This is a genomic window from Pontibacter sp. Tf4, assembly GCF_014212495.1.
GTDB lineage: Bacteria > Bacteroidota > Bacteroidia > Cytophagales > Hymenobacteraceae > Pontibacter.
The window spans coordinates 1-24,094 of the sequence record NZ_JACKZC010000005.1 but is presented as its reverse complement, the minus strand read 5'-3'; the positions used below and the strand labels follow the sequence as shown (position 1 = coordinate 24,094).

Annotated in this window: 17 protein-coding genes and 1 tRNA gene; 6 read left to right on the top strand and 12 right to left on the bottom strand. The window is 48.0% G+C overall.

The features are described from left to right. Positions 1 to 786: 786 nt before the first annotated feature. Positions 787 to 863 (bottom strand) — tRNA-Arg (locus H7F15_RS09230). A gap of 70 nt (positions 864 to 933) precedes the next feature. Beyond that, complete coding sequence (locus tag H7F15_RS09225) at positions 934 to 1,653, bottom strand: TVP38/TMEM64 family protein (RefSeq protein WP_185196691.1); 720 nt, start codon at positions 1,651 to 1,653, stop codon at positions 934 to 936. A gap of 214 nt (positions 1,654 to 1,867) precedes the next feature. Here H7F15_RS09225 and H7F15_RS09220 point away from each other — a divergent pair, with 214 nt between their 5' ends. Next, positions 1,868 to 3,007, top strand: coding sequence for a cystathionine gamma-synthase (locus H7F15_RS09220; RefSeq protein ID WP_185196690.1), 1,140 nt, complete (start codon positions 1,868 to 1,870; stop codon positions 3,005 to 3,007). 859 nt (positions 3,008 to 3,866) lie between these two features. On the opposite strand, the gene H7F15_RS09215 is transcribed toward H7F15_RS09220, so the two are convergent. Beyond that, positions 3,867 to 4,589, bottom strand: a complete 723-nt coding sequence (locus H7F15_RS09215; protein ID WP_185196689.1) for an OmpA family protein — start codon at positions 4,587 to 4,589, stop codon at positions 3,867 to 3,869. 323 nt (positions 4,590 to 4,912) lie between these two features. On the opposite strand from H7F15_RS09215, the gene H7F15_RS09210 reads away from it, so the two are divergent. Together H7F15_RS09210 and mscL are read left to right on the top strand one after the other, a co-directional pair. Next, positions 4,913 to 5,953, top strand: a complete 1,041-nt coding sequence (locus tag H7F15_RS09210; RefSeq protein ID WP_185196688.1) for an isoaspartyl peptidase/L-asparaginase — start codon at positions 4,913 to 4,915, stop codon at positions 5,951 to 5,953. A 184-nt stretch (positions 5,954 to 6,137) separates the two neighbouring features. Continuing rightward, positions 6,138 to 6,575, top strand: a complete 438-nt coding sequence (gene mscL / locus H7F15_RS09205) for a large conductance mechanosensitive channel protein MscL (protein ID WP_304608255.1) — start codon at positions 6,138 to 6,140, stop codon at positions 6,573 to 6,575. Between the two features lie 95 nt (positions 6,576 to 6,670). Here the strand turns inward: mscL and H7F15_RS09200 are convergent, their stop codons facing one another. After that, positions 6,671 to 7,036, bottom strand: coding sequence for an STAS/SEC14 domain-containing protein (locus H7F15_RS09200; protein WP_185196686.1), 366 nt, complete (start codon positions 7,034 to 7,036; stop codon positions 6,671 to 6,673). A gap of 86 nt (positions 7,037 to 7,122) precedes the next feature. Next, positions 7,123 to 7,521 (bottom strand): DUF5329 family protein, encoded by a 399-nt coding sequence (locus H7F15_RS09195; RefSeq protein WP_185196685.1) that lies wholly within the window; start codon positions 7,519 to 7,521, stop codon positions 7,123 to 7,125. A gap of 163 nt (positions 7,522 to 7,684) precedes the next feature. Between H7F15_RS09195 and H7F15_RS09190 the strand changes: the two genes are divergently transcribed. Together H7F15_RS09190 and H7F15_RS09185 are read left to right on the top strand one after the other, a co-directional pair. Then, a complete protein-coding gene (locus H7F15_RS09190; RefSeq protein WP_185196684.1) occupies positions 7,685 to 9,610 on the top strand; it encodes a hypothetical protein in 1,926 nt (641 codons plus the stop codon). A gap of 19 nt (positions 9,611 to 9,629) precedes the next feature. Continuing rightward, complete coding sequence (locus tag H7F15_RS09185) at positions 9,630 to 10,151, top strand: DUF421 domain-containing protein (protein WP_255481162.1); 522 nt, start codon at positions 9,630 to 9,632, stop codon at positions 10,149 to 10,151. Between the two features lie 61 nt (positions 10,152 to 10,212). Here the strand turns inward: H7F15_RS09185 and trxA are convergent, their stop codons facing one another. From trxA to H7F15_RS09170, 3 genes are all read right to left on the bottom strand, one after another. Then, positions 10,213 to 10,575 (bottom strand): thioredoxin, encoded by a 363-nt coding sequence (trxA, locus tag H7F15_RS09180; RefSeq protein ID WP_350410446.1) that lies wholly within the window; start codon positions 10,573 to 10,575, stop codon positions 10,213 to 10,215. A gap of 377 nt (positions 10,576 to 10,952) precedes the next feature. After that, a complete protein-coding gene (dnaE, locus tag H7F15_RS09175; RefSeq protein WP_185196683.1) occupies positions 10,953 to 14,576 on the bottom strand; it encodes a DNA polymerase III subunit alpha in 3,624 nt (1,207 codons plus the stop codon). Positions 14,577 to 14,901: 325 nt separating this feature from the next. Continuing rightward, the gene (locus H7F15_RS09170; protein ID WP_185196682.1) at positions 14,902 to 15,984 is read right to left on the bottom strand and encodes a mechanosensitive ion channel family protein; all 1,083 of its coding nucleotides are present in this window, start codon (positions 15,982 to 15,984) and stop codon (positions 14,902 to 14,904) included. Positions 15,985 to 16,108: 124 nt separating this feature from the next. Between H7F15_RS09170 and H7F15_RS09165 the strand changes: the two genes are divergently transcribed. Next, positions 16,109 to 17,509 (top strand): MFS transporter, encoded by a 1,401-nt coding sequence (locus H7F15_RS09165; protein WP_370523551.1) that lies wholly within the window; start codon positions 16,109 to 16,111, stop codon positions 17,507 to 17,509. Between the two features lie 107 nt (positions 17,510 to 17,616). Here H7F15_RS09165 and H7F15_RS09160 read toward each other — a convergent pair whose 3' ends face one another. The 4 genes from H7F15_RS09160 to H7F15_RS09145 form a co-directional block, all read right to left on the bottom strand. Then, entirely contained in the window at positions 17,617 to 19,986 is a 2,370-nt protein-coding gene (locus H7F15_RS09160) for a LysM peptidoglycan-binding domain-containing protein (protein WP_185196681.1), read from the bottom strand. Positions 19,987 to 20,247: 261 nt separating this feature from the next. Further along, a complete protein-coding gene (locus tag H7F15_RS09155) occupies positions 20,248 to 21,525 on the bottom strand; it encodes a hypothetical protein (RefSeq protein WP_185196680.1) in 1,278 nt (425 codons plus the stop codon). A 30-nt stretch (positions 21,526 to 21,555) separates the two neighbouring features. Further along, complete coding sequence (locus H7F15_RS09150) at positions 21,556 to 22,200, bottom strand: O-methyltransferase (protein ID WP_185196679.1); 645 nt, start codon at positions 22,198 to 22,200, stop codon at positions 21,556 to 21,558. An 88-nt stretch (positions 22,201 to 22,288) separates the two neighbouring features. After that, positions 22,289 to 23,521, bottom strand: a complete 1,233-nt coding sequence (locus H7F15_RS09145) for a pitrilysin family protein (RefSeq protein ID WP_185196678.1) — start codon at positions 23,519 to 23,521, stop codon at positions 22,289 to 22,291. Positions 23,522 to 24,094 lie beyond the last annotated feature (573 nt).

Here is a 24,094-nt window from a genome sequence, read left to right as displayed (position 1 = left end):
CTGCTCAGGAACTGTGAGTAGCAATCCTTTGACCAGATTTGGATATTTGCGCAGGTAAAAGCACGCCAGAGTGGTCTGCACATAACGCTTCTTTGGTTTTATAAGTAGATCAAACTCCCTGATGTAGGCAAAGAGCTTGTCTCTCTGCCCAGCTTGATGCCTAGGCGCCAGAAGGCGGGCTGCATCTTATAGTAGAGCTTGCGCGTACCTAGTCGGGACAACAGCTTATGCTGCTTATTTATCAGTTGCCTGACCTGCTGCTTCAACAGAGTCGCCTTGGCTTGTTGTTTATGCAACTTGTAGAGGTATTGGCGGCTGTAACCAGGCTCTGGGCTACTTGCTTTCGAGTGGTTCTTGTTGCCCCTTTGGCTTGAAAGCTAGTTGCGAGAGTGGCAAATACTTTTCTCGGATGTTAGTGCCAAACTGCGCATCAGCAATGTCAATGGCTCGGTTCAATATTATCTTCTCTTGCTCTAAGCGTTTGATCCTGGCTTCTAGCTCGTCTATCTTTCATAGGCTGCTTTTCCAGTCTAACCTACCGTGTTTACGCAGCTACACCAAAACCGTCACACCCTTAGATGCCGTATCTGATCTGAGCCTGCTTGTAGGTTAAGAGCCCTTTTTCTACCAGGTCTATGACCTGCAGTTTGAAGACCAAACTGTAGCCCTTTTGACTCTTTCGCAAAAGCCCCTTCTTGTTCATTTCTTCCATATAAGTCAACTTATCTCAGGGCAGTTAAAGATATAAAACAAAAAAGCCTGTCTACTTTCGTAAACAGGCTTTTTTGGTGGTCGCGAAGGGAGTCGAACCCCTAACCTTCTGATTCGTAGTCAGATGCTCTATCCAGTTGAGCTACGTGACCATTTTTCCGTTTTGGTGATGCAAAGTAACGGCATTTTTTCTTTCGATGCAAGCCCTAAACACACAAATTTTTAATTTTTAGCACTCGCTTTCTTTAAGGCTTTCTTCAGGGCGCGGTCAAAAACAACGTACAAACCGCCTATCGAAATGATAATCAGCGCGATCATTAGCAGTTTTCCGGTAGTGCCGCTGTCCGGGTCCTGCAACAACGAAATAATATCTTTTGCCTGCGTGCCTATCCAGTAAAAGAAAAGAGTGCGCGGCAGCATACCTACTATACTTGCCAGGAAAAATTTCTTACGGTTTATCTGCAACAACGACAGCACAAAATTCATCAGGGCAAAAGGCAGCACCGGCGAAATGCGGGTTAAAAAGATAAGCGGCCAGCTTTCAGCGCGCAGTTCCTGCATCAGGTTGCGGGCATTCTCGAAACGGTTCAGGAAGCTCATCATTTTGCCATGATCTATTAGTTTACCCAAACTATAACCTACCAGCGCTGCTACGCCATACGCCACCACCACGCCCGGAAAAGCAGTCCAGCCTAAGTAAAAGCCGCTTACCAGCGCCACAAAGGTAGTAGGCGTAAGCGCCAGCGCCATGGTTACAGATATCACCAGGAAGTATAAAAGCAGCTGCCAGATGGTAAGATCCCGGAAAAGATCCTGGTACTGGTACAGGTAAACCGCCAGCGTAGAGCTTACTGTAACCGGTACCACTACCAACAACAGCATCGATACAAACGTAGATGCATTTTCGCGTACAAGGTTTCTCAGCAGTGGTATCAGCTTCATCAGCTTACGGAGTTTGGTAATGTTAGCATTAGACGAAGGACAAAGGAGAAAAGATTTTAGCTGACAACAAAGGGAAGTGTATGGTGTTTCGTATTTAGTTTTTCGACATGATGAATAATAAAGCCACTGCTATAGTTATAGTGAGGGACTGCCTTTACCAATCCTTCTTATTTTTATTAACTTGCGGAGTATCGTTTATAATTAAACTATAGATATGAAATTCGGAACAAAAGCTATACATGCTGGTGTGGAACCAGACCCAACTACAGGCGCCATCATGACGCCGATTTACCAGACATCAACTTACGTGCAGCGCTCGCCGGGCGACCATAAGGGCTACGAGTACTCGCGTACACACAACCCAACCCGCACGCAGCTACAGAACGCACTGGCAGCGCTGGAGAACGGTAAACACGGTCTTTGCTTTGCCTCAGGTATGGCTGCGATTGATGCGGTTATAAAAATGCTGGCTCCAGGTGACGAGGTAATCTCCACAAATGACTTGTACGGTGGCAGCTACCGCATTTTTACCAAGATCTTCCAGAACTATGGCATCAAGTTCCATTTTACCAACATGGCTGACCTGAGCAAGGTGGAAGCGCTGGTAAACGAGAATACCAAAATGATCTGGGTAGAAACGCCAACCAACCCATTACTTAACATCATCGATATTAAAGGCTGCGCTGCTATCGCTAAAAAGCATAATCTGCTACTGGTAGCTGATAACACGTTTGCCACGCCATACCTGCAAACACCACTGGATTTAGGTGCTGACATTGTGATGCACTCGCTGACAAAATACATGGGTGGCCACTCGGATGTGGTAATGGGTGCGCTTATAGTTAACAACGATGACCTGCACGAGCGTTTAGCGTTTATACAAAATGCGTGCGGCGGTACGCCGGGCCCACAGGACTGCTTCCTGTTGCTGCGCGGCTTAAAAACGCTGCACCTGCGCATGGAGCGCCATTGCCAGAACGGCCGCAAAATTGCGGAATACCTGCGTAACCACGCCAAGGTAGAGAAGGTATTCTGGCCAGGCTTTGAAGACCATAACAACCACAACGTAGCCAAAGAGCAGATGCGTGATTTTGGCGGTATGATCTCGTTTGTGCTGAAAGGCGACAGAGTGGAAGATGCTACCCGCGTACTGGAGAAACTGAAATTCTTTGCGCTGGCAGAATCTTTAGGAGGTGTAGAGTCGCTTTGCGGACACCCGGCCACCATGACGCACGCCAGCATACCACGCGAAGAGCGTTTAAAAGCTGGCCTAAGCGATTCGCTGATCAGGCTGAGTGTTGGCGTAGAAGATGCCGAAGACCTGATCGCAGACTTAGAGCAGGCGATAGGGTAGACGTTAGATATTAGATTTTAGACGCTAGACCTGTTTATAGTTTGAAGAGCCGCCAGCTTTTATAGTTGGCGGTTTTTTTATTTTGTCTGAATCAGGATTTACAGGATTAGAGAATTTTCAGGATTGGGCTATAGTTGGCCCTATAGTTCGGTAGTTGAGAAATACCCACCCCTACCCCTCCCAAGAGGGGAATTTCTGCTATAGTTATAGTTGGAAATTATAGTTCTATAGTTACAGTCCACGAACAGGCAGGCGCAGACTGCCCCAAAGAAATACAACCACGAGAAAAACCGATCTGCTTCAACCAAGAGCAAATAAAGAAACTATAGCCAGATCATAACCTATCGAATGTGTTATCAGTCTTTGGGTTGAGCGCCTTGTAGATTTCCGGTGCCTGCAAGGCATTGCGAGGCACGAGCAAAGGGAATGTACACCGCGCGATGCCCGAAGACGGGGCCTCCCGGCCCGGGAGGGAGCCAAATAAACTATAGAACAGTAGGCTCTTAGAGCTCCCAAGAATAAAAGAAGCTATGGAACAACGGCTTGTTTCGGTTAGTAGATAAAGCAAACTATAGCAGCAGACGCTATCAGGAGCTGCGCACGCTGCTAGGTCTTTTAAACTATAGTCTGAGATAGATTTCTCACTGTGTTCGAAATGACAATAATGAGACCCGTGGCTAACGCTCAAGGACGACAACTATAAACAATTACTGGTAGGGGTTGAGGAAGCAATCAGGTTAGGCAACACATTAACCGGAACAACTCTTATCAAACCTGCTTACCCATGAAAATAAAAAGGCCGCCAACTATAGCAGCTGGCGGCCTTTCTGTTTCAGAACAAAAGTCTTTTGTCTGATAACTATTTTTTAGCCTGAGCGTCAACGCCCAATACTTTGTAAACTTCAGTCAGGTCCGGGATCAGAACGATCTCCGTACGACGGTTCTTTGCTTTGGCAGCAGCCGTACGACCAGTATCAGCTGGCTGGAAGTAAGCACGACCGGCTGGCGTAATTCTGTCCGGAGACAGGCCTTTGTTTGTCAGCATACGCGTGATCTCAGTAGCACGCAGCACGCTCAGGTCCCAGTTGTCAGCAATTTTCTTAGTGCCTGGCAGTACTTCCACATCGTCAGTGTGGCCTTCTACCATCACATCAACTTCCTGGTTCTGCTTCAGTACGCCTACCAGCTGGTCCAGCGCCTTCTGGCCGCCTGGGTTTACTTTGGTGCTACCAGTGTTAAACAACAGCTTATCAGACAGCGATACATATACTTTGCCGTCACGTACTTCAACGCTCAGGTCGCCCTGGTTAAAGCCCTGCAGTGCCGTGTTTACGTCGTTTTTAAGCGTATTTAAAGCTTGTTGCTGCTCGTTCATCTTGCGCTCCATGTCAGCCAGCGATTGCTCACGCTCTTTCAAAGAAGCGGTCAGCTCATCAACTTTTTGCTTAGATGCAGCCTGCTCTGCTTCCAGAGCTTCTTTGCTTGCTTTCAGGTCTTCGTATTTTTTTGAAGACACGCAGGAAGCCAGCATAGTAGTGCAAACCAGTACAGAAAGGGATGCTTTTACAAAATTAAATTTCATGGGTTTTACTTTAATTATGGTTTATAGATCGTAAAAAAATAAAACTGTATACCTGCAAAGATGTAAAAAAACAGGTGCCAAACCAAAGCAGATGGCCAAAACACTATATTTAAACTATAATGCCCAATAAATATTGTGAGAATTGAATATTTAATGTAATCATCTGATTTTTAAGTTTAAAACAAACTAAAATAGATAAAGTAAAGCTCTGGCTATAGTTGCCGGATTTTTATAGTGCAGAGCTTGGGTCGGGCAGGGGGCAGCGTTTCGTGTTCCGTAAAAAAAGAATAAATTAGCAACTATACTTTCACCTTAACTCAATCATGAAAAGACAACTATACTTTCTGTGCCTGTTCCTGCTGATGGCCGTTGTGAGCGTGGCGCAAACCAAACCAGACTATAGCAAAATTACCTTAGTGATACATGGTGGCGCCGGCACCATCACCAAAGCCAACATGACCCCTGAAAAAGAGAAAGCTTATAAAGAAGTGCTGAACCAAGCCCTGAAGACAGGCTACGCCATACTGGAAAAAGGCGGCACCAGCCTGGATGCTGTGGAAGCTACCGTGCGCGTAATGGAAGACTCGCCGCTGTTTAATGCCGGCAAAGGCGCTGTATTTACCAACGAAGGCAAAAACGAACTGGATGCGGCCATTATGGATGGCAAAACAGGCAAAGCCGGTGCGGTAGCCAGCCTTACAACCGTTAAAAACCCGATAAGTGCTGCGCGCGCCGTGATGGAGAAATCGGAGCATGTGATGCTGATAGGGAAGGGGGCTGAGCAGTTTGCCAAAGAAAAAGGACTTGAAATAGTAGATCCGTCGTACTTCCGTACCGAAACTCGTTACCAGCAGCTGCAGAAACTGAAAGAAAAAGAAGGCGACAAAACGAAGCTTGACCACGACAGCACCGGAACCAGCAGCAACGAGAATATTTTTGTGGAAGGAGAGAAGTTCGGAACGGTTGGCGCTGTAGCCCTGGATGCGTACGGAAACCTGGCAGCAGCTACCTCCACAGGCGGCATGACCAACAAACGCTACGGCCGCGTAGGCGATGTGCCGATTATAGGAGCCGGAACCTATGCCGATAACAACACATGCGCGGTATCAGCCACAGGCCACGGCGAGTACTTTATACGCTCGGTAGTAGCCCACGATATTGCCGCCCTGATGGAGTACAAAGGCTATAGTTTAAAGAAAGCAGCCGACGAAGTAGTAATGAACAAACTGGTAAAACGCGGCGGCGAAGGCGGTGTAATTGCCATTGATAAGAACGGAAACGTAGCCATGCCTTTCAACTCGGCGGGTATGTACCGTGGCTATATTAAAAAAGGAAAAGCAGAAGTAGCTATTTACAAAGAATAGCAACTATAGTTTTATTACAGGATGTGTGCCATGCATTGCGCCGGTAGTGTATGGCACTTTCTTTTAACAGGCAGCAGCTATAGTTGGTGCTGTTCTAAATCCGATAAATAAGAAAAAACAAACTATAAATATTAACGTATCCCAATATTATCATACTGCAATCTAAACTATAAGCTGCACCTCTATGGGAATGATGAAAGAATTTAAGGAGTTTGCCATGCGTGGCAACGTAATGGATCTGGCGATAGGTGTTATCATCGGCGCCGCGTTCAGCCGCATTGTAGACTCTGTTGTGAATGACCTGATCATGCCGCTGGTAGGCAAAGTGGTCGGCGATATCGATTTTTCGAACCTGTACCTGCCGCTCTCGGAGGATGTGCCCACCGGCCTTGCCCTGGAGGAAGCTCGTAAACTGGGGGCCGTATTTGCATGGGGTAACTTTATTACCGTGCTGATTAATTTTATCATCCTGGCCTTCATCATTTTTATGCTGGTAAAAGCCATGAACCGCCTGATGCGTAAAAAAGCTGCTGCCCCGGAAGTACCGCCAGCCCCTACCAAAGAGGAAGTACTGCTGACCGAAATGCGCGATGCCCTGCGCCAGATCGCGTCCCGTCCGTAAAAAGGCGTTTACAGTTACAGCAGAACCATAACAAAAAAGCCGTGGCCATACTTTTATGCGTATAGCCACGGCTTTTTTATGCGGCGCAGGTATTGCTATAGTTCGGGGGACTGTACCCAATCGAGGGCTTGCTGGCGCTGGTCTAAGGTAAAGTGCTTTACTTTGGCCGATGTAAACGGCGATGCGGCTATTGTAAGCCAGTCGAGCCATTTCTGTTCGCCAACCAGGGCGGCTTTCTTAAAATCACCGGCATGCCTGAAATCGAATTTAAGGTCTTCCCAAAGCGCTTTCAGGGTAAAATCCTCTACTTCCTGCATCTCGGCATACACATTTATTTTTCCATACTGCTTTATTTTTTCCTTCAGCACCGGAAGCATTACGTCGTAATCATTTTTGTCTACGTGGCCCGAAATGCGGAAAGCCACCAGGTCGCCTTTTGATTCTTCTAACAGCTGTAGCATGGATGTTGACATTGTTGTAATGGGTTTACGCAGTCCGCAGGACGCTCGTTCAATAAAAGCTAACTATATAGATGAACGCTATATGGCTACTTTAATTGCCTCAGGGCTTCGTGCAGTACGTCGGCGGTCGGGGCCTCCCGGCCATCGGTAAAGCGTATCAGGTACACCTCGCCGCTTGCCGATGATTTGGTAGCCAGGTACGTGATAAAGTCCTCTGCCGATTTTATTTTGCTGCCATGCTTCTCCCATTTGGCCTGCAGGTGGTCGGCTGCTTCCTGGCAACTATGCTCGCTGCCGTTCCGCACAAAAGTGGCCCCTTTCATGTTTCTGATCTGCGCTATCAGCTGGGTTATCTTCTCTGCTTCGGATAAACTTTTGGTGGTAGTAGCTTCGGCTGTAGCGTTGCCGTTACCATGCTGTGCAGCTGCCGATTGCACTGCTACAAGGTAAAGTATAAATAAGGCAATTGATGCGATCGTTTTCATAGGTTCTTATAATTTGTTTATAAGTTGGAACTGTGATGCTTAAAAATTTATTAGCAACTTTAAAGCACTATAGCACAGGCATCGGCGTTAGGCAGATAGGATTTATGCTATGCGCTTATAGTTACCTATACGCAGATGCCGCGCTGCCGACAAGTACAGATACATGAGAAAAATTATACTTTCTTTATTTTTTCTGCTGATCAGCCAGCAATTATTCGCCCAGAAGAACATCGAAACCCGTCTTGGCTATAGTTACACCGACCCATTCGAGTTCTCGGATGAGTGGCAATACCTGAGCACCGATATCTACCTTTTTAACGGAAGCAAGTTTACCCGCGTGCTCAACGAACTGGAGCGCGGCGTAAAACGACCTAAAAAACGTTACCGCAACCAACTGGAGTACCTGTTTATTACAGCGCAGCTCAAAAACATGAAACTCTTCGGCAACGACGAGATCGTGTACCCGCTCTATAACTTTTATGTTGATCAGGACAAGGACGACTATAAAACACAGGTAAGCGATAACCTCGAAGTGGTGCGCATCATCGATAAAATGCCGCTGTCATCCACCCAGAACAACATCGACGCTACTATAAACGCCAAAGCCATCACCAACGACCAGGGCGATCAGGTATTTAACCTGGTGGCAAACCAACTGGTAAACCTTTCCAAACTGACTACGCCAACAGGGGCGGTGCTGTCGTTGGTAGGGGAGTTTGGTAATTTGCTCAGCACCCGCACCCACAAGCGCGAATACCGCTTCAGTTCAACTATAAGACTATACGAAGGCCAGGATTTTGACACGCGCCTGCACTCGGTAAAAGTGTATGTGTTTGTGCCCGGCGATGTGAAAACGGTAACTATAAAACCAGCCCGCCTGGCCGACTACCTGAGCAAAAACCCGAACAAGCTGGAGCGCCGCATGCTGGAAGAGATGACCAACTACAAGGATTACCCTTACATGGTGGTGGCCAACTATAAGTCGTTGTACAAAATGGATGTGCTGACCGGCGACGAGGTAACGCTGGATTTGATAGAAAAGCGAAAACAAAAGATACAGAGCGCCTACGAGCAGCAACTGGTAAACGACGAGACCTACCGCCAGGAAAAACTGTTTGTGGAGTACCTGCGCGTGTTTGCTGAGATGAAGCAGCAGCTGAACATTTACCGCCTGAATTACCGCAACAACAGCCCTGAGATAAATGCCCGCAACCTGTTTGCCATTATACAGGAATACAAGCGCCTGAAAGCAACTATGGATGCCCGTGAAACAGAGTTTAAGACCAACAGCACGTATAAGAACATCTTTAAGCCGGAGTACGAATCGATACTTGGCAACGCTGACCTTTACCTGGATGCCGACCATAACCTGAAAAGCGGGAAGCTGCTGGTAAACACACTGCGCGAGCTCGAAAACGACCCGGCCAGCTACAGCACCCCCGAAAAACGCGAGAAAGCCCTGGCTAAACTATACGCCGTAGAATTGCCGCGCCCGGATCTGCTATCAGCCTCTGTGGAAGGCGAAGCCATTGTTCGTTTAAAATCCAAGTTGGAAGAGCTGCAATACAATGCCGTATTTGAAAAGGATATTAAGAAACTGGCGGATACCCCGGCATCGGATGAAACTATAGTTGTGCGCAACGCCCTGCAGGATAAAGCCAATGCCAGCAACTGTATAAGCTGCCGCGATAAGGTACGCGATGCCGTAACAGCCTACAACAAACGCTACGACAGCTACCGCCTGCGCGAAGCCGTGCACGAAATGACAAAGCTACGCCAGCAGGCCGAGCAGCAGGTGTTTACGTACCTGCGCTGGCAACTGTGCTTCAGCAATAACCTGCAAACTATAGCCGTGGCTACATCAGAGGTTGGCATGGATGCCTACTATGCGCGCATCAGTGAAAAGAGCGAGGCTTTTGCTGCCTCTGTAAAAACGCTGGACGCCCACGTAAAACAGGAACCCGAAATTGTGCAGCTCCAGAAAGTGCTGGATTACACCAAACAACTACAGCGCCTGTTGCAGGAAACCGAACAGAACTATAACACGCTCTGCAGCATCGATAAAAAGCTGTGCGAGTGCCCTGCGTAAATAACTTTATAGTTGCTCTTTGCGTTGGCAGGAGCACATGGCCTTCGATTTTAATTATTTATTCGGGATAGGAGAAGATACCCTGACCTGGTGGCAAATGTCGCTGCGGGCTATCGGGGTATTTATTGCGGCCCTGCTTATAGTTAGGGTAGGCAATCAGCGCGTGTTCGGTAAAAACACAGCCTTCGATATTATTCTGGGCGTAGTTTTCGGCTCTATCCTGAGCCGGGCCATAACCGGCAACTCACCGTTCTGGCCTACACTGGCAGCCGCATTGGTGTTGGTACTGCTGCATCGGGGGCTGGCCACCATAGCTTATCATGTATCCGGCAGGTTTGGCGATTTCCTGAAGGGCAAGTCTGTGCAACTGGTAAAAGACGGGCAACTGCAACACGAAGCCCTGCAAAAATTCAGCGTTACCGAAAACGACCTGCAGGAAGCAGCTCGGACCATGGGCGGCACTACCGATATTTCCACTATCGAAACGGCTTACCTCGAGCGCGATGGCGACATCAGCGTCATTCGTAAAAAGGTACAATAACAAAAAATCCCCTTCTGCTATTTTGCAAAAGGGGATTTTTATAGTTTAATGTTTGTACAGCTTACGCCATCTGTGCATCCAGCTTCTGAGCCAGTACATTTTTAGGCACTGCACCCACCTGCTTATCTACTACTTCGCCGTTCTTGAAAACAAGCAGCGTAGGAATGCTGCGGATACCGAATTTAGCAGAAGTTTGTGGGTTTGCATCCACGTCTACTTTACCGATAACAGCCTTGCCTTCGTAGTCGCCAGCCAGTTCTTCCACGATCGGGCCTACCATGCGGCACGGTCCGCACCACTCTGCCCAAAAGTCTACCAGCACCGGCTTATCTGAATTGATTATCTCATTAAAGTTCGCGTCTGTGATTTCTATTGCTTTGTTAGCCATAACTTTAGCGTTTTTGTTGGTTAAATTCTGTGTTATAAATATAGTAACAAATATAGCTTCGACAAATATAAGCCCAAACTATAGCTACCTGACAAGGTGGCTGGTTTATCTATAGTAGTACGGCCGAATTGCCCGAAAGTATAAATTGTAAACTATAACAGGTGGTGTAGTGGATTTGTTTTCGGGGAATAGATTTGTGTTAAGGTGGGCTCAAGGTAGATAACTGTAAGTTGATATCTTGTGCTCTTTCGGACTAGGAAGTCCAAAAGAGCATAATAATGTCTGGATGAGCAATCTAAAGTATAGAGTTATAAAACAAAAAAAGTGCGCTACTCAAAGCAGCGCACCTTCTATAGTTTGTAGCATGAGCAGATTCATTTTCAAATCTGCTCATCTCCAAATTTGCAAATCAACTATATTAACTTACACTCACCCAGCCCCAGTTCTTTGATCGACTCTAAAAATACCTTCGGGTCGACTCTGTATTTACGCGAATAAGTTGGGAGAGCTAGTTTTTCGTCTGGTACCTGCAGGTTTATCTCCAGGCGTTTCTGTCCGGCGCTGGCAACTATAGCTTCTTCCAGGGCATCGGCAATATTTGGTGTGAAAAGTTGCAGGTTGATGTTTACCTGTACGCCTTGCGCCATTTTATCCATCACATCGCCCAACAGCTGAATGTTGATTGGTTTGAGCTCCCACTGGTCTTCGGTTTTGTAGCGCAGCTGCACTTTACCCCGGATGAACAGGTACAGGCCGCTTTTCAAGTAAGGGGAGAACTTCACGTAATCTTCCCCGAACAAGGCCATCTGCATGCTGGTGTCGTAGTCTTCGATCGTAAACAGTGCAAACGGATTGCCGTTGCGACCGGTGCGAATCACTACTTCGGTTACCATGCCGGCCACGTTAATGTCGCGGTTTTTATACTCTTCAATTTTATCTAAACCGCAGGTACAATACGAGTCAATTTCCAGCTTAAACTGATCGAGCGGGTGACCTGAAATATAGAAACCTACTACGTCTTTTTCGCGGCGGAGCATTTCAGCCTGGCTCCATGGTGTTACTTCCGGTATTTTAGGCAACGGCGATGCTACGGCAGCGCTGCCCCCAAACAACGACTGCTGTGCTGCCTGTTGCTCGGCCTGGTAGTTGTTGCCGTAACGCACAGCCTTCTCCAGCAAGCTGATGTTCTCGCCTTCGGGTACTTCCAGCAATTGCGCTCTGTGGTACAGGCCAAACGAATCGAAAGCACCGGCCATGGCCATACTTTCAAAGGTCTTTTTGTTTACTGCACGCAGATTCACGCGCTTCGAGAAATCGAAAATATCCTGGTAGTGTCCGTTCTGTTCACGCTCGGTAATAATAGCCTCTACGGCTGCTTCGCCAGTCCCTTTAATCGCACCTAAACCAAAACGAATGTGACCTTGCTCGTTTACGTTAAACTTCAGCAACGATTCGTTTACGTCCGGACCTAGAACCGGTACACCTTGTTTGCGGGCTTCTTCAATAAAGAACGTCACCTTTTTGATGTCGTTCATGTTGTTGGTCAGCACAGCCGCCATGTACTCGGCAGGGTAGTGGGCCTTCAGGTAGCCGGTTTGGTAAGCCACAACCGAATAAGCAGCAGAGTGGGAGCGGTTAAAGCCGTACTGGGCAAACTTCTCCATCACGTCGAACACTTCCGAAGCCTTTTTAGCAGGTATCTTGTGTAATTCGCCAGCCCCTTTAATGAACTTCTCGCGCTCTTCGGCCATCTTTTTCATGTCCTTCTTACCCATGGCGCGGCGCAGCAGGTCGGCACCACCAAGCGAGTAACCGGCAAGTATCTGGGCCGTCTGCATGATCTGCTCCTGGTACACCATGATACCATAAGAGTAGTTCAGGATCGGCTCCAGCAGCTCGTGCGGGTATTCCACTTCTTCGCGGCCATGCTTCCGGTTAATGAAGTTCGGGATGAACTGCATCGGACCCGGACGGTATAGGGCGTTCATGGCAATAAGGTCTTCAATGTTGGTAGGCTGCAGGTCTTTCAAGTACATGCGCATACCCTCCGACTCGAACTGGAACGTGCCTATCGTATCGCCGCGCTGGTAAAGGGCATAGGTCTTCTCATCATCCAGCGGTATGTTATCAATATCGATCTCCACGCCATGGTTCTTCTTAATAAGCTCCATAGCATCTTTGATGATGGTCAGCGTCTTCAGACCCAGAAAGTCCATCTTCAACATACCGGCGCTCTCTACTACCTTGCCATCAAACTGAGTAATGAGCAGGTCGGAGTCTTTGGATGTGGAAACTGGGATATAGTCTGTTAAATCGTCTGGGGCAATGATCACGCCAGCCGCGTGGATACCGGTGTTACGCACCGAGCCTTCCAGCTTTTCAGCCAGTTTCAGTACGGCAGCGCGGGCGTCATTTCCTTCGCGGATGGCGGCCAGTTCCAGGTTCTCGATAAAGGCTTTTGCCAGCGTAGTGCCCGGGGCATCCGGTACCATCTTGGCCAGTTCGTTGGCTTCGGCAAGTGGTAAACTGGTAGAGCGGGCCACATCTTTGATAGACGATTTAGCAGCCATGGTACCAAACGTAATGATCTGGGCTACCTGGTTTTTACCGTACTTATCTACCACATAATCGATCACGCGCTGGCGGTTCACGTCGTCGAAGTCAATATCAATATCGGGCATGGATACACGCTCCGGGTTCAGGAATCGCTCGAACAGCAGACTATATTTTATGGGGTCGATGTTGGTGATACCCACGCAGTACGCCACTGCAGAACCAGCCGCAGAACCACGGCCCGGCCCCACAAACACGCCCATGTCGCGGCCACGGTTTATAAAGTCCTGCACAATCAGGAAGTAACCGGCAAAACCCATCGTCTGGATGATGCGCAGTTCGTAATCTAAGCGCTCTTCTACTTCCGGCGTGATTTCGGAATAACGTTTAGCGGCACCTTCATAGGTTAAGTGGCGCAGGTATTCGTCGGCGTTGGCGAATTGCGGTGGCAGCGGAAAGTTAGGTAGCAGGATGTCTCGCTTTAGAACTGGCGGCGTTATCTTGTCTACAATCTCGTTGGTATTGTCCACAGCCTCCGGTACATCCTTGAACAGCTCGTTCATTTCGGCCTGAGACTTAAAGTAGAACTGGTCGTTCGGGAAACCGAAACGTGTTCTTGGCCCGGCTTCTTCAATGCGCTGAAGCATCTGGCGGATACCAGCCTGGTTGCCATACTTATTGCGCACGTTATCTACCGTGTCATAGATCACCTTCTGGTCATCCGACAAAAATCTATAGTAGCGCGTCTGGAAATCACCCACTGGGGTGCTCTGGTCTTCGCCGGTGTTCACGCACAGCAAAATGTCGTGGGCATTCCAGTCGTCCTGCTCCACATAGTGCGAGTCGTTGGTGCAAATAACTTTTACATTATACTTCTTCGCCCATTTAAGCAGCACCTGATTTATGTCTTCCTGGCTTTTACCGGTGCCATCGATGTTCTGAAGACCGTGGCGCTGTATCTCAATGTAGTAGTCTTCGCCAAACAGGTCGAGCCACCACTTAAATATCTCTTCTGCTTCTTCTTCGGATTTCCAAAGGATAGCCTGTGGCACTTCGGCACCAATACAGCAGCTGGTCGCAATCAGGCCTTTGTGGTATTTCACCAGCAGTTCTTTATCAATACGCGGCCATTTGCTGTACACGCCTTCTATGTAAGACAGCGAGCAAAGCTTCGAGAGGTTTTTGTAGCCTTCCTGGTCTTTGGCCAGCAGCAGTTGGTGGTGGCGCACATCTTTCTGCTCTTTGCTGAAGTTTTTCTGGTGGCGGTCTAAGGTCAGGTAAAACTCACAACCAACTATAGGCTTTACATTGTACTTGTTTGCTTCGGCCACAAAGTTAAAAGCACCGAACATGTTGCCGTGGTCGGTCATGGCTACGGCTGGCATGCCATCGGCCTGCGCCTTTTTCATGAGCGCGCCAATGCTGGCCTGGCCGTCGAGCAGCGAATACTGGGTGTGGGTATGTAAATGCGAAAAAACAGGCAAGACTGTGGAAATTAGAAATTAAAAATTATGAATTAGAAATGACTTTAAAGCTACATTATAAGCTATATTTATACTCAAACCGAACTATTTTCAGAAGCAAATTATGATTGTAAACAACGCAATAACGGCTTTGCTCTACATCCATAATTTTTAATTTCTAATTTTTAATTCGGCTTGGCACAAGCCATTTTCAGGATGTTAAAATTACGGAAAAACGGGCTGCTGCCCAAACTATAGGCGGCTCATTTACTAACAGACTTACTAACAAAAAAGCAGCGAAAAAGTATCCGCTGCTCCTTTATTCTTTCCTGAATTTATTTATCGGTTAATTGTAGCGCTGGGGTTGGTTTTCCTGTTGCTGCTCGCTTACCACGTATAGTTTGCGTGTAGGGTAAGCAAATTCAATTCCGCGTGCTGCAAAAGCTTCAAAAATGCGCAGGTTTATAGTTTGCTTCAGGTCCATGTGCTGGTTAAAATCCGATGTCAGCACATTGTACACCACTGTAAAGTTAAGTGCCGACTCGCCATAGGAGGCAAAATGGGCTCGGTCGAACGCTACCAGCTCGTGTTCCGAAATAATGTCTCTCAGCAAGCCAGGTATGGCCTTCAGGTTCTCGGTGGATGTTTCGTAAGCTACGCCAAGCGTGAAATCTACCCTGCGGCGCTCCTGGCGCTTATAGTTGTGGATGCGGGAACTGGTCAGGTCGCTGTTGGCAATGATGAGTTGCTCGCCGGTAAGGCTCCGGAGGCGCGTAGTTTTTACACCTATATGCTCGATGGTCCCGTTCTTATCACCAACGGCAATAGAATCGCCAACCTCAAAAGGCCTGTCCAGGAAAATAACGAAGTAGTTAAAAAGGTCACCTAAAATGTTTTGGGCAGCCAGCGCCACCGCAATACCACCTATCCCCAGACCTGCAATAATAGCGGTAAGGTCGTAGCCCATGTTATCAAACAGAAAACCAAGGCCTATCATCCATACAATAATATTAATGATCAGGCTGATGGCACTTACCTCGTTGGTATAGTTGGTGTCCGGGTACCGGCGCCTGAAATAGGAGCGGATAAGAAGGACCAGCGAAGACGTGATGAACCGGATAACCAGGAACGTGATGGCCACCGTGGTGGCGATGATCAGGATGCGGTTGGCCAGGGCTGTAAATTTCAGGTAGTTAAGGCCGATGTAGATAACAATGATGTGCAGTGCCGGAATACCGAACCGCGAAAAACTGCTGACCACAAAATTGTCGAACCGGGTATGGGTGTTCTCTGTCCAGGCGCGGAGGCGGCTAAGCACCGATTTTCTGAAAATGGTAATAAGTAAGGAGCCGATCAGGATGATGCCGGCTGCGATAAGATAATCCTGTATGGTGTTGTGTAAATATACTCTGTTTAGGAAGTCCTGCATGTATATAGTTTCTTTTATGGTAAGTTGCTATAGTTTATAACCTGTAGCGACGCGGCATGTTATTATGATTACCGGGTATTTTAGTACGGAGTTCTGCCATTAATAGTAACTATAGCCTATAGTTGTGAAACTTAAAACTCTGGATAGGCTATCGTTCGTAAGCAGTAAGTTCAGCCACAGGGTAAGCTTGTTTTATATGTCAGAAGTAGTGCAGGAAAGCAAAATAGGAGGAATGTTCAGGGCCTTGCGGTACCGCAACTACAGGCTCTTTTTTATAGGGCAGGGCATCTCGCTGATCGGGACCTGGATGCAGCAGATCGCGCTGAGCTGGCTGGTTTACCGCCTTACCGATTCTGTTTTCCTGCTGGGGGCTGTTACGTTTTCGAGCCAGATCCCTTCGTTTTTACTGGGGCCGTTTGCCGGTGTAATTGCAGATAAATTCAACCGTCGGAAGGTGTTGGTCACTACGCAGGCACTATCAATGGTGCAGGCCTCTACGCTGGCGGCACTGGTGCTGACCGAAACTATAGAAATATGGCAGGTATTAAGCCTGAGCGTGCTGCTCGGAACTATAAATGCGTTTGACATGGCCACCCGCCAGGCTTTTGTGGTGCAGATGGTAGACCAGCGCGAAGATCTGAGCAATGCCATTGCGCTCAACTCCTCTATGTTCAATATGGCGCGGCTGGTTGGCCCCTCTATAGCTGGTTTGCTGATAGCGGCCGTAGGAGAGGGCATGTGCATACTGATAAACGCGCTGAGCTATATTGCCGTGATATCCTCGTTGCTGCTTATGCGCCTGGAGCCTTTTGAGCGCGTAAAAACAGAACACAAGGTGTGGCAATCGTTGCAGGAAGGGTTTAAGTATGCCTTCAGTTTTCCACCTATCCGCACGCTGATAATCATTGTTGGCCTGATCAGTTTGTTTGGAATGCCGTTCAGTGTATTCCTCCCGGTATTTGCCCGCGATATTCTGCATGGCGGGGCCAACACGCTTGGCTTTTTGATGGGTGCTTCGGGCGTTGGTGCTCTTAGCGGGGCTTTGTTTCTGGCGCAGCGCAAATCGGTGGTGGGGCTGGGCAGGGTCATTATTTTCACCATGTCGCTGTTCGGGATGGCCCTGATCGCCTTTTCTTTCTCCAAACTGCTGGTGCTGTCGTTGCTGCTGATGCTCTTTACCGGTTTTGGCATGATCGTGACGATGGCATCGTGCAACACCTTGCTGCAAACCTTAGTGGATGACGATAAACGTGGCCGGGTGATGAGCATGTACGCCACTGCTTTTATGGGAATGGCGCCGATCGGGAGTATGCTGGCGAGCTCGGTAGCTGAAACGATAGGTGTTACTTATACATTGGCCGGCTGCGGGTTTTTGTGTGCCATAAGCGTAATTCCGTTTGCGCTGAGGTTACCGCGCCTGCGGCAAATGGTACAACCCATTTACATGCGCCTCGGCATACTGCCTGAAATTGCCACCGGCCTGCAAAACGCCTCCACCCTGACCGCCCCACCCGAAGAAAGATAGGCTATAGTTGTTGGTTATTGGTAGCTGGTAAAAGTAAAAGCCGGCTGTCAGGCCGGCTTTTACTTAGCTATAGTTGCTCGTGGTCTCTATTAACGAACAACCAGTAACTATTTCTTTTTGATCAGCAGTTTTTCGCCTGGCTTCACGTTAAAGTCTTCTTTCTTGTTCCACTCCATGATGTCTTTTATAGTTACACCATACTGGCGCGAGATCTTATACATGCTTTCGCCGGCTTCTACGGTGTGGTAGGTGTCGGCAACTATAGTTTGTACAGGTGTCTCTTCGGTAGTGGTTTCTGTTTTTGCCGGGGTGCCCGCCGGTGGCGTAACTACCCATAGTTCCTGACCTAATTTAATAGCGTTGTCAGCCAGGTTGTTCCACTGCTTCAGCTCATCCAGCGTTACGTTATATTTCTTCGAGATCTGGTAAAGCGTTTCGCCGGCAACTACGATGTGCTTGCCACCAACGGCTTTCATCTCCTGAACCTCTGCCTCTTCTGCCGGTTCATTCAGCTGGTTTGGAGTAAGCGGCTCGGCAATAATCAGTTCCTGGCCAAGCTTCAGCGGGCCATCGCTCAGGTTGTTCCACTTGGTAAGGTCGGCTACGGTTACGTTATACTGCTTAGAGATGCCATACAGCGTTTCACCCTGTTTTACTACGTGGCTGGCCGCTTTGGTTGCCGGCACTGCTTCTGCTGGTTCAGTAGCTTTTACAGGCTCGGTTGCTTTGGCTGGTTCGGTAGCTTTGGCTGGCGTTGCTTTTGGCGTAGCAGCCGGCGTAGTTTTAGCCGGTTCCTGTTTTGCGGTTGTAGTAGCCGGGGCTGTTTTAGCTGGCGCTGCTTCCGGTTTGGCAGGAGTTGTGGCAGCCGGTTTGGTAGCAACAGGCTTGCTGGTTCTTTGGCCCGGGTAAATGGCTTCGCGGGCAACAGGCTGTGCCGGCTTCTCTTCTACTAACGGGGCTTCTTCTACAGAAACTTCCTCCACTGCAACTTCTTCCTGAGCCAGGTCTTCCACTATCACCGTCTCTTCTTTTGCTACCGCTTTCTCTGTTTTAGCAGGTGCAGCCTGTTTTTTGTTTTTCTTAAAGCTGTTGATAAAGCGGGTAAATACATTCTCTTTCTTGCCGTTGTCTGGTCTGGCAGCAGTAGTGGCTGGTTTAGTAACCGGTTTTACTTCGCTGGCAGCCATTTCCTGGCGGGCGGCAGTCTGCTTGTTCAGTTCACGTACTTCGGCAGGCTTGTTAAACGGTCTGCGGTTCTGTAGCCATAATACACGGCCCGGAACAGGTACTTCATTGCGCTTCATACGGTTTTTAAATACCAGGTGCTTCAGCTGCATGCTATAGTGCTGGGCTATCATCTGCATGGTTTCGCCGGGCTGCACCACGTGGAACTCTGCCGATGTAGCGCTGCTACCTTTTGGCTCTATATAATAAGCCGTTCCGGCCTCAATCTTGTCGAAGCTGCGCAGGTCGTTGTACTTCAGGAATTTGCGTGTAGAGATGCCTGCCTGCAACGCCAGTTTGTCTTTGGTGTCGCCGGGACGGGCTACCAGGGCGTTAAGTCCGTTGCGGGTAACCATGGCAGCTGCTGCGGCGCTTGTGCTTTGCTTGTTGCCGGATGCCGGTAGCTTGGAAGTATTTTCGGTTGATGCCAGCACCACGCGCTCTGTGCCGCGCACAGGCAGCATTACGTAATAATCCTTATCTGATGGGATGGTGCTACCCAGCAGCCATTTGTTGTATTTCTCCAGCTCAGCAAAATCAGCTTCGTGGTCCAGGGCAATCTCGGCAAGGCTCTTGCCAGGCGTAGCGCGCAGTGGCTGCAATGCTATAGTTGGCTTGGTGGTTTTACCTACAAAGTTCTCGTATGCAATTTTGTGTGCCAGGAAGGTGAGCAGGTATTCGTGCGTCTTCTCGGTTACTTCCATTTTCTTGGCTCCGATATCCGACTGTTTGGTCTCGGCTTTGGCGCCGCTGTAGCCCAAGTAATACGACAGGATGGAATTGAACCAGTTGTTGTAATAGTTGTTGCTGCGCTTAAAGTACATGGCAGCACCACGGCTGGCTTCCAGAATATGCTTGCGCTCGTCTATCACGTTATCCACGCGCAGGTTAAAGTCTGAGGCGGCCTCGCGCTTAAACTGCCAGTAACCCACCGCATTAGACGTTGAAACAGCATCACCGATCAGCCCGCTTTCCTGTAACGACAGGAATTTAAGGTCAGCCGGTACACCTTCTTCTCTGAAAATCTGGTCGATCAGCGGGAAATAGGCGTCGGCCAGCTCCACTTTTGCCTTAAAATATGCCGGGTGCTTGTGCAGGGCGTCCACTTTTTTCTGGATCACCTGTTGCGCGCCATCCGAAATGGTCAGGTGTATATCAGCGAAATACACGTTTTTAGGAACCGTTACGGTCTGTTGCGCCCACACCAGTAGGGGCAGGAACAGTAAAATAAGAAGGGTAGAGAGTTGTCTCATAAAAAGGTAATTATACTTTGGCTAATGGTAATCAGGCTATAGTTGCTGTTGAGGCAACCGGGAGTAAGGGGCTAAGTTATAGTTTGTTCTATATAGAAAAACCCATTTGCAAAAATAAAGCAAAAAGCCCCGCATTATAAAGCCCTTTGCTAAGTTTTTACTATAAAATAATTGCCGGGTGTAATATAATGTTTTTTGGATATAAGCTAAGGTACTTTGGTAAATCAGGAATTGAAGGAGCTATAGTTGTGAGTTACCCTTTTAAGAATTCTGTAAAAATACAAGTTGGTTGCCACCCTTGCACAACACCATGGTATTTTTATAAAGTCGCATGTAGCTTATGCCGCTTATGCCGGTTGTTTGCCAATCGGTTCCGTTATTCAGCGTTTCAAAAACTTCACCATCCTCAGATAAAACATAGCCTCTGGCGGTGCCTCTAATAAATTCAACCTGCCTGAAACTGGTAAGATTTTTAATTGAAATATCGGCCCAGGTGCCATTACGAAAATGCAGTAACTTCTTTGAATCCAGTTTGATATAAACCTGCTTGCCATCTGTTATGCTTGTTGTTTTATTATCGAGTGTCACCCATAACCCGTTCTTTGATATTGAGAGCGATGTCACAAATACTGTGTCAGGAACATCAATTATTTTGTAGTCTGGCAGCAGACTCGTGTGTATCTGATAGATATTCCCGTTGGTTGAGCTTACCTCATTTTTTGGAAATGTGGGCATTCTTTCGCTCCCGAACACAAATAAGACAGAATCTTCTTCAAAGTACCTGATACCGTTAACGCCCCTGTTAACTGCAATGGTATAAGGGTTAGTGGTGTTGTTAGAGGCAAAGCGTTTGTTATAGGTAGAGTCGTTGCCGTAAAAGTATAGGTCCCCATCTGCATGCAATGGAATATTACCTTCAGTTTGATTTGCGTAAGTGCCTACAATAAAGTTATTACCAACAGCAGCTATAGCAGTAGGGTAGAAGTGAGTAGGAAGCTGATGCGTTGTCCAGTTTTGCCCCTGGTTGTGGGTAATGGATATAAACGATTTATTTTCTTTATTAACAGGGTAAGCATGAAAGGTTGCACGTCGTAATTGGTTGCTTGTTATTATAGTTGAGAAACGAGAACCTGGGTCCGGAGATTTGTAGGACTGCCAGTTGCCGCTACACGAAATAACCAGGCCTGAAACTATGAAAAGCAAGACAGCCGATGCTATAGTTGTTTTCCCGGTACGCAGGGCTTTAGTACCCAGCCACAGTAACAGGAGTATTGGCAATAAAAGTAGACTATAAGATCCCAAAGTTCCTTCCTTCGGTGTATGTTCCGGCACAACACTGCTTCCAACTATAGCCCCTTGGTTTTCATTTATAAAATGGAAATGAGAAATGTGGAAATTTTCAGGAGTTTTGATTAGTTCTGTTTCTCCTCCTTTAAACTTATACAGTTGGCCCTTATCATCCAGCAATACTCCTGACGAGTCTGTAATAAACTGGAAATCCTGTATTTGTTGAATGTGGCTAAAAGTAAGTGTTTTCATAGAGGCGGTGGTGGCTTTAAAGGCTATGGCTTACTTCTTCCGGGCAATCAGCAGGCCATCGCGCACGGGCAGTAAAATGTTTTCTACGCGTTCGTCGTCGTGCACTTTTTTGTTAAAGGCCAGCAGGGCAGCCGTATCTTCATCGAGCTTCTTGCGGTACTTCTCCAGTACTTTACCGCTCCAGAGCACATTGTCGGCAATGATGTAACCGCCGGGGCGCACTTTATCGATTACCAGGTCGTAATAAGCGGCATTGTTTATCTTGTCGGCATCTATAAACACCAGGTCCAAAGTAGCATCAATCGTTGGGATGATCTGCAGGGCATTGCCGATGTAGTATTTTATGCTTTCAGTAAGGCCGGCCTCTTCAAAATAGCCACGCACACGGTCTTCCAGCTCTTCGTTTATGTCGATGGTATGCAGGGTGCCGCCCGGTTGCAGCCCTTCGGCCAGGCAAAGGGCAGAGTAGCCGGTATAGGTGCCTATTTCCAGTATCTGTTTAGGTTGTATCATCTGCGAGAACATAGCCAGCAAACGCCCCTGCAAATGCCCCGACAGCATGCGCGGTTTCATCACGTTCAGGTGTGTCTGGCGGTTTACTTTGCGCAGCAGCTCGCTCTCCGGCGATGTATGTTCCTCGGCATACTGCTGTAGTTCCTCGTCAATGAATTCCATAGTTTAGATTTGAAAATTTGGAGATGTGGAGATTTGAAGATTTCCCACATTCATAATTTATAATTTCTAATTCATAATTGTAGCTACGCTACGCAGGTACATAATTCAGGAAGCTGAGCTGGTCTTCGCGCAGGGCGTCGTTGGCGATGGCTACCAGGTCGTTGGCGGTTACGCTTTTTATTTTGGCGAAGATCTCGTTCAGCGGCTCTACTTTGTTCTGGTCCAGTATGCTTTTGCCTAACATCATCATCAGGCCCATGTTGCTTTCCTCGGCCATGGCCAGTTGCCCCATCAGCTGCTCTTTGGCCGTGTGTAACTGCATAGAGCCCAATGGTTTTTCGCGTAGTTTTTTCAGCTCCTTCATCACCAGCGAAGTAGTGCGTTTCAGCTGTTTTTTCTCTGTGCCGAAATAGATCGAAAATAAACCGGTGTCGATGTAGGTGGCGTAGTTGGCATCAATTGTATACACCAGGCCATGTTTTTCGCGCACGGCCAGGTTCAGGCGCGAGTTCATGCCGGGGCCACCCAAAATGTTAACCAGCATAAAGAACGGGATACGCCGCTCGTCGGCCAGGGCATAGGCCGGGCAGCCAATTACGCAGTGTGCCTGCGAAATAGATTTTTCTATAGTTATGGCCTTTGGCTCGTAATGCAGGAAAGGCACGCGCTCGCGTTTGCGGCTTATAGTTGGTATGCCCGCTAGGTACTTTTCGGCCAGTTTCACCACCTTTTCGAAAGGCCAGTTACTTACCGAACAGAACGCCATGGTATCGGTGCTCAGGTTGCGGTCGATAAAGCTCAGGAAGTCCTGCTTCATAAAACCGGAAACGCTTTCTTTAGAGCCCAGAATGTTGTTGCCCAGCGGATGGCCACTGAACACGACGTTGTCAAATTCGTCAACTATAGCTTCTTCGGGCGTATCGAGGTACATTGACATTTCTTCCAGGATCACGCCGCGCTCTTTTTCTATTTCCTTCTCCGGGAAAACCGAGCGGAACGTAATGTCTGTCAGCAGCTCAAAGGAGCGCTCGAAGTGTTTGTCCAGCACCGAACTATAGAAACAGATCTTTTCCTTGGTAGTATAGGCATTCAGCTCGCCGCCCACCGACTCCAGGCTGTTAATAATGTGGAAGGATTTACGTTTGGCTGTGCCCTTAAAGGCCATGTGCTCCCAGAAGTGCGCCAGCCCCTGTTCCAGCGGGAGTTCGTCGCGGCTGCCAATATCCATAATAAAGCCGCTGTGGGCTATTTTGGTATGGTTTACCTGCTTATGGATGACACGGATGCCGTTCGGTAATGTATGAATTTGGTAATCAAGCATTCAGTTCTGAATTAGCCTGCAAAGGTACGGGAAAGAGAGGTGACTTGAAAATGACAATTTCTATTGCTCTACTAATCAGGCTTATAGTTACTGGTGTTTAGGTTGTCTTGTTATGTTGATCCATTGTCATATCGAGCGCAGCCGAGACATCTTATGAGTTCTATTGTCATTTCGAACAAAGTGAGAAATCTATCTCAGACTATAGTTGAGGCTCGAAGGCTATCCTTCTATAGTTTGCTTGGCCTACTACTTGAAACAAGCCATTGTTCTATAGTTGCTTCTAGCCCTGGGAGCTCTAAGAGCCCATAGTTTTATAGTTTCTTTGGCTCCCTCCCGGGCCGGGAGGCCCCGTCTTCGGGCATCGCGCTGCTGCCTTCTTGCTATCCTCCTGCGTCGGATTGCCTAACGGCACCGCAACAAGTCAAAGGCGCTCAACCCAAAGACTGATAACAATTCGATAGCTTCTGCCTTAGCTATAGTTGTTGTGCTTGCTCTTTGCTATAGCAGACCGATTACTTTCTCGTGGCTATAGTTCAGTAGGGACAGGTAAACCTGTCCTGTTCGTGGGCTGTA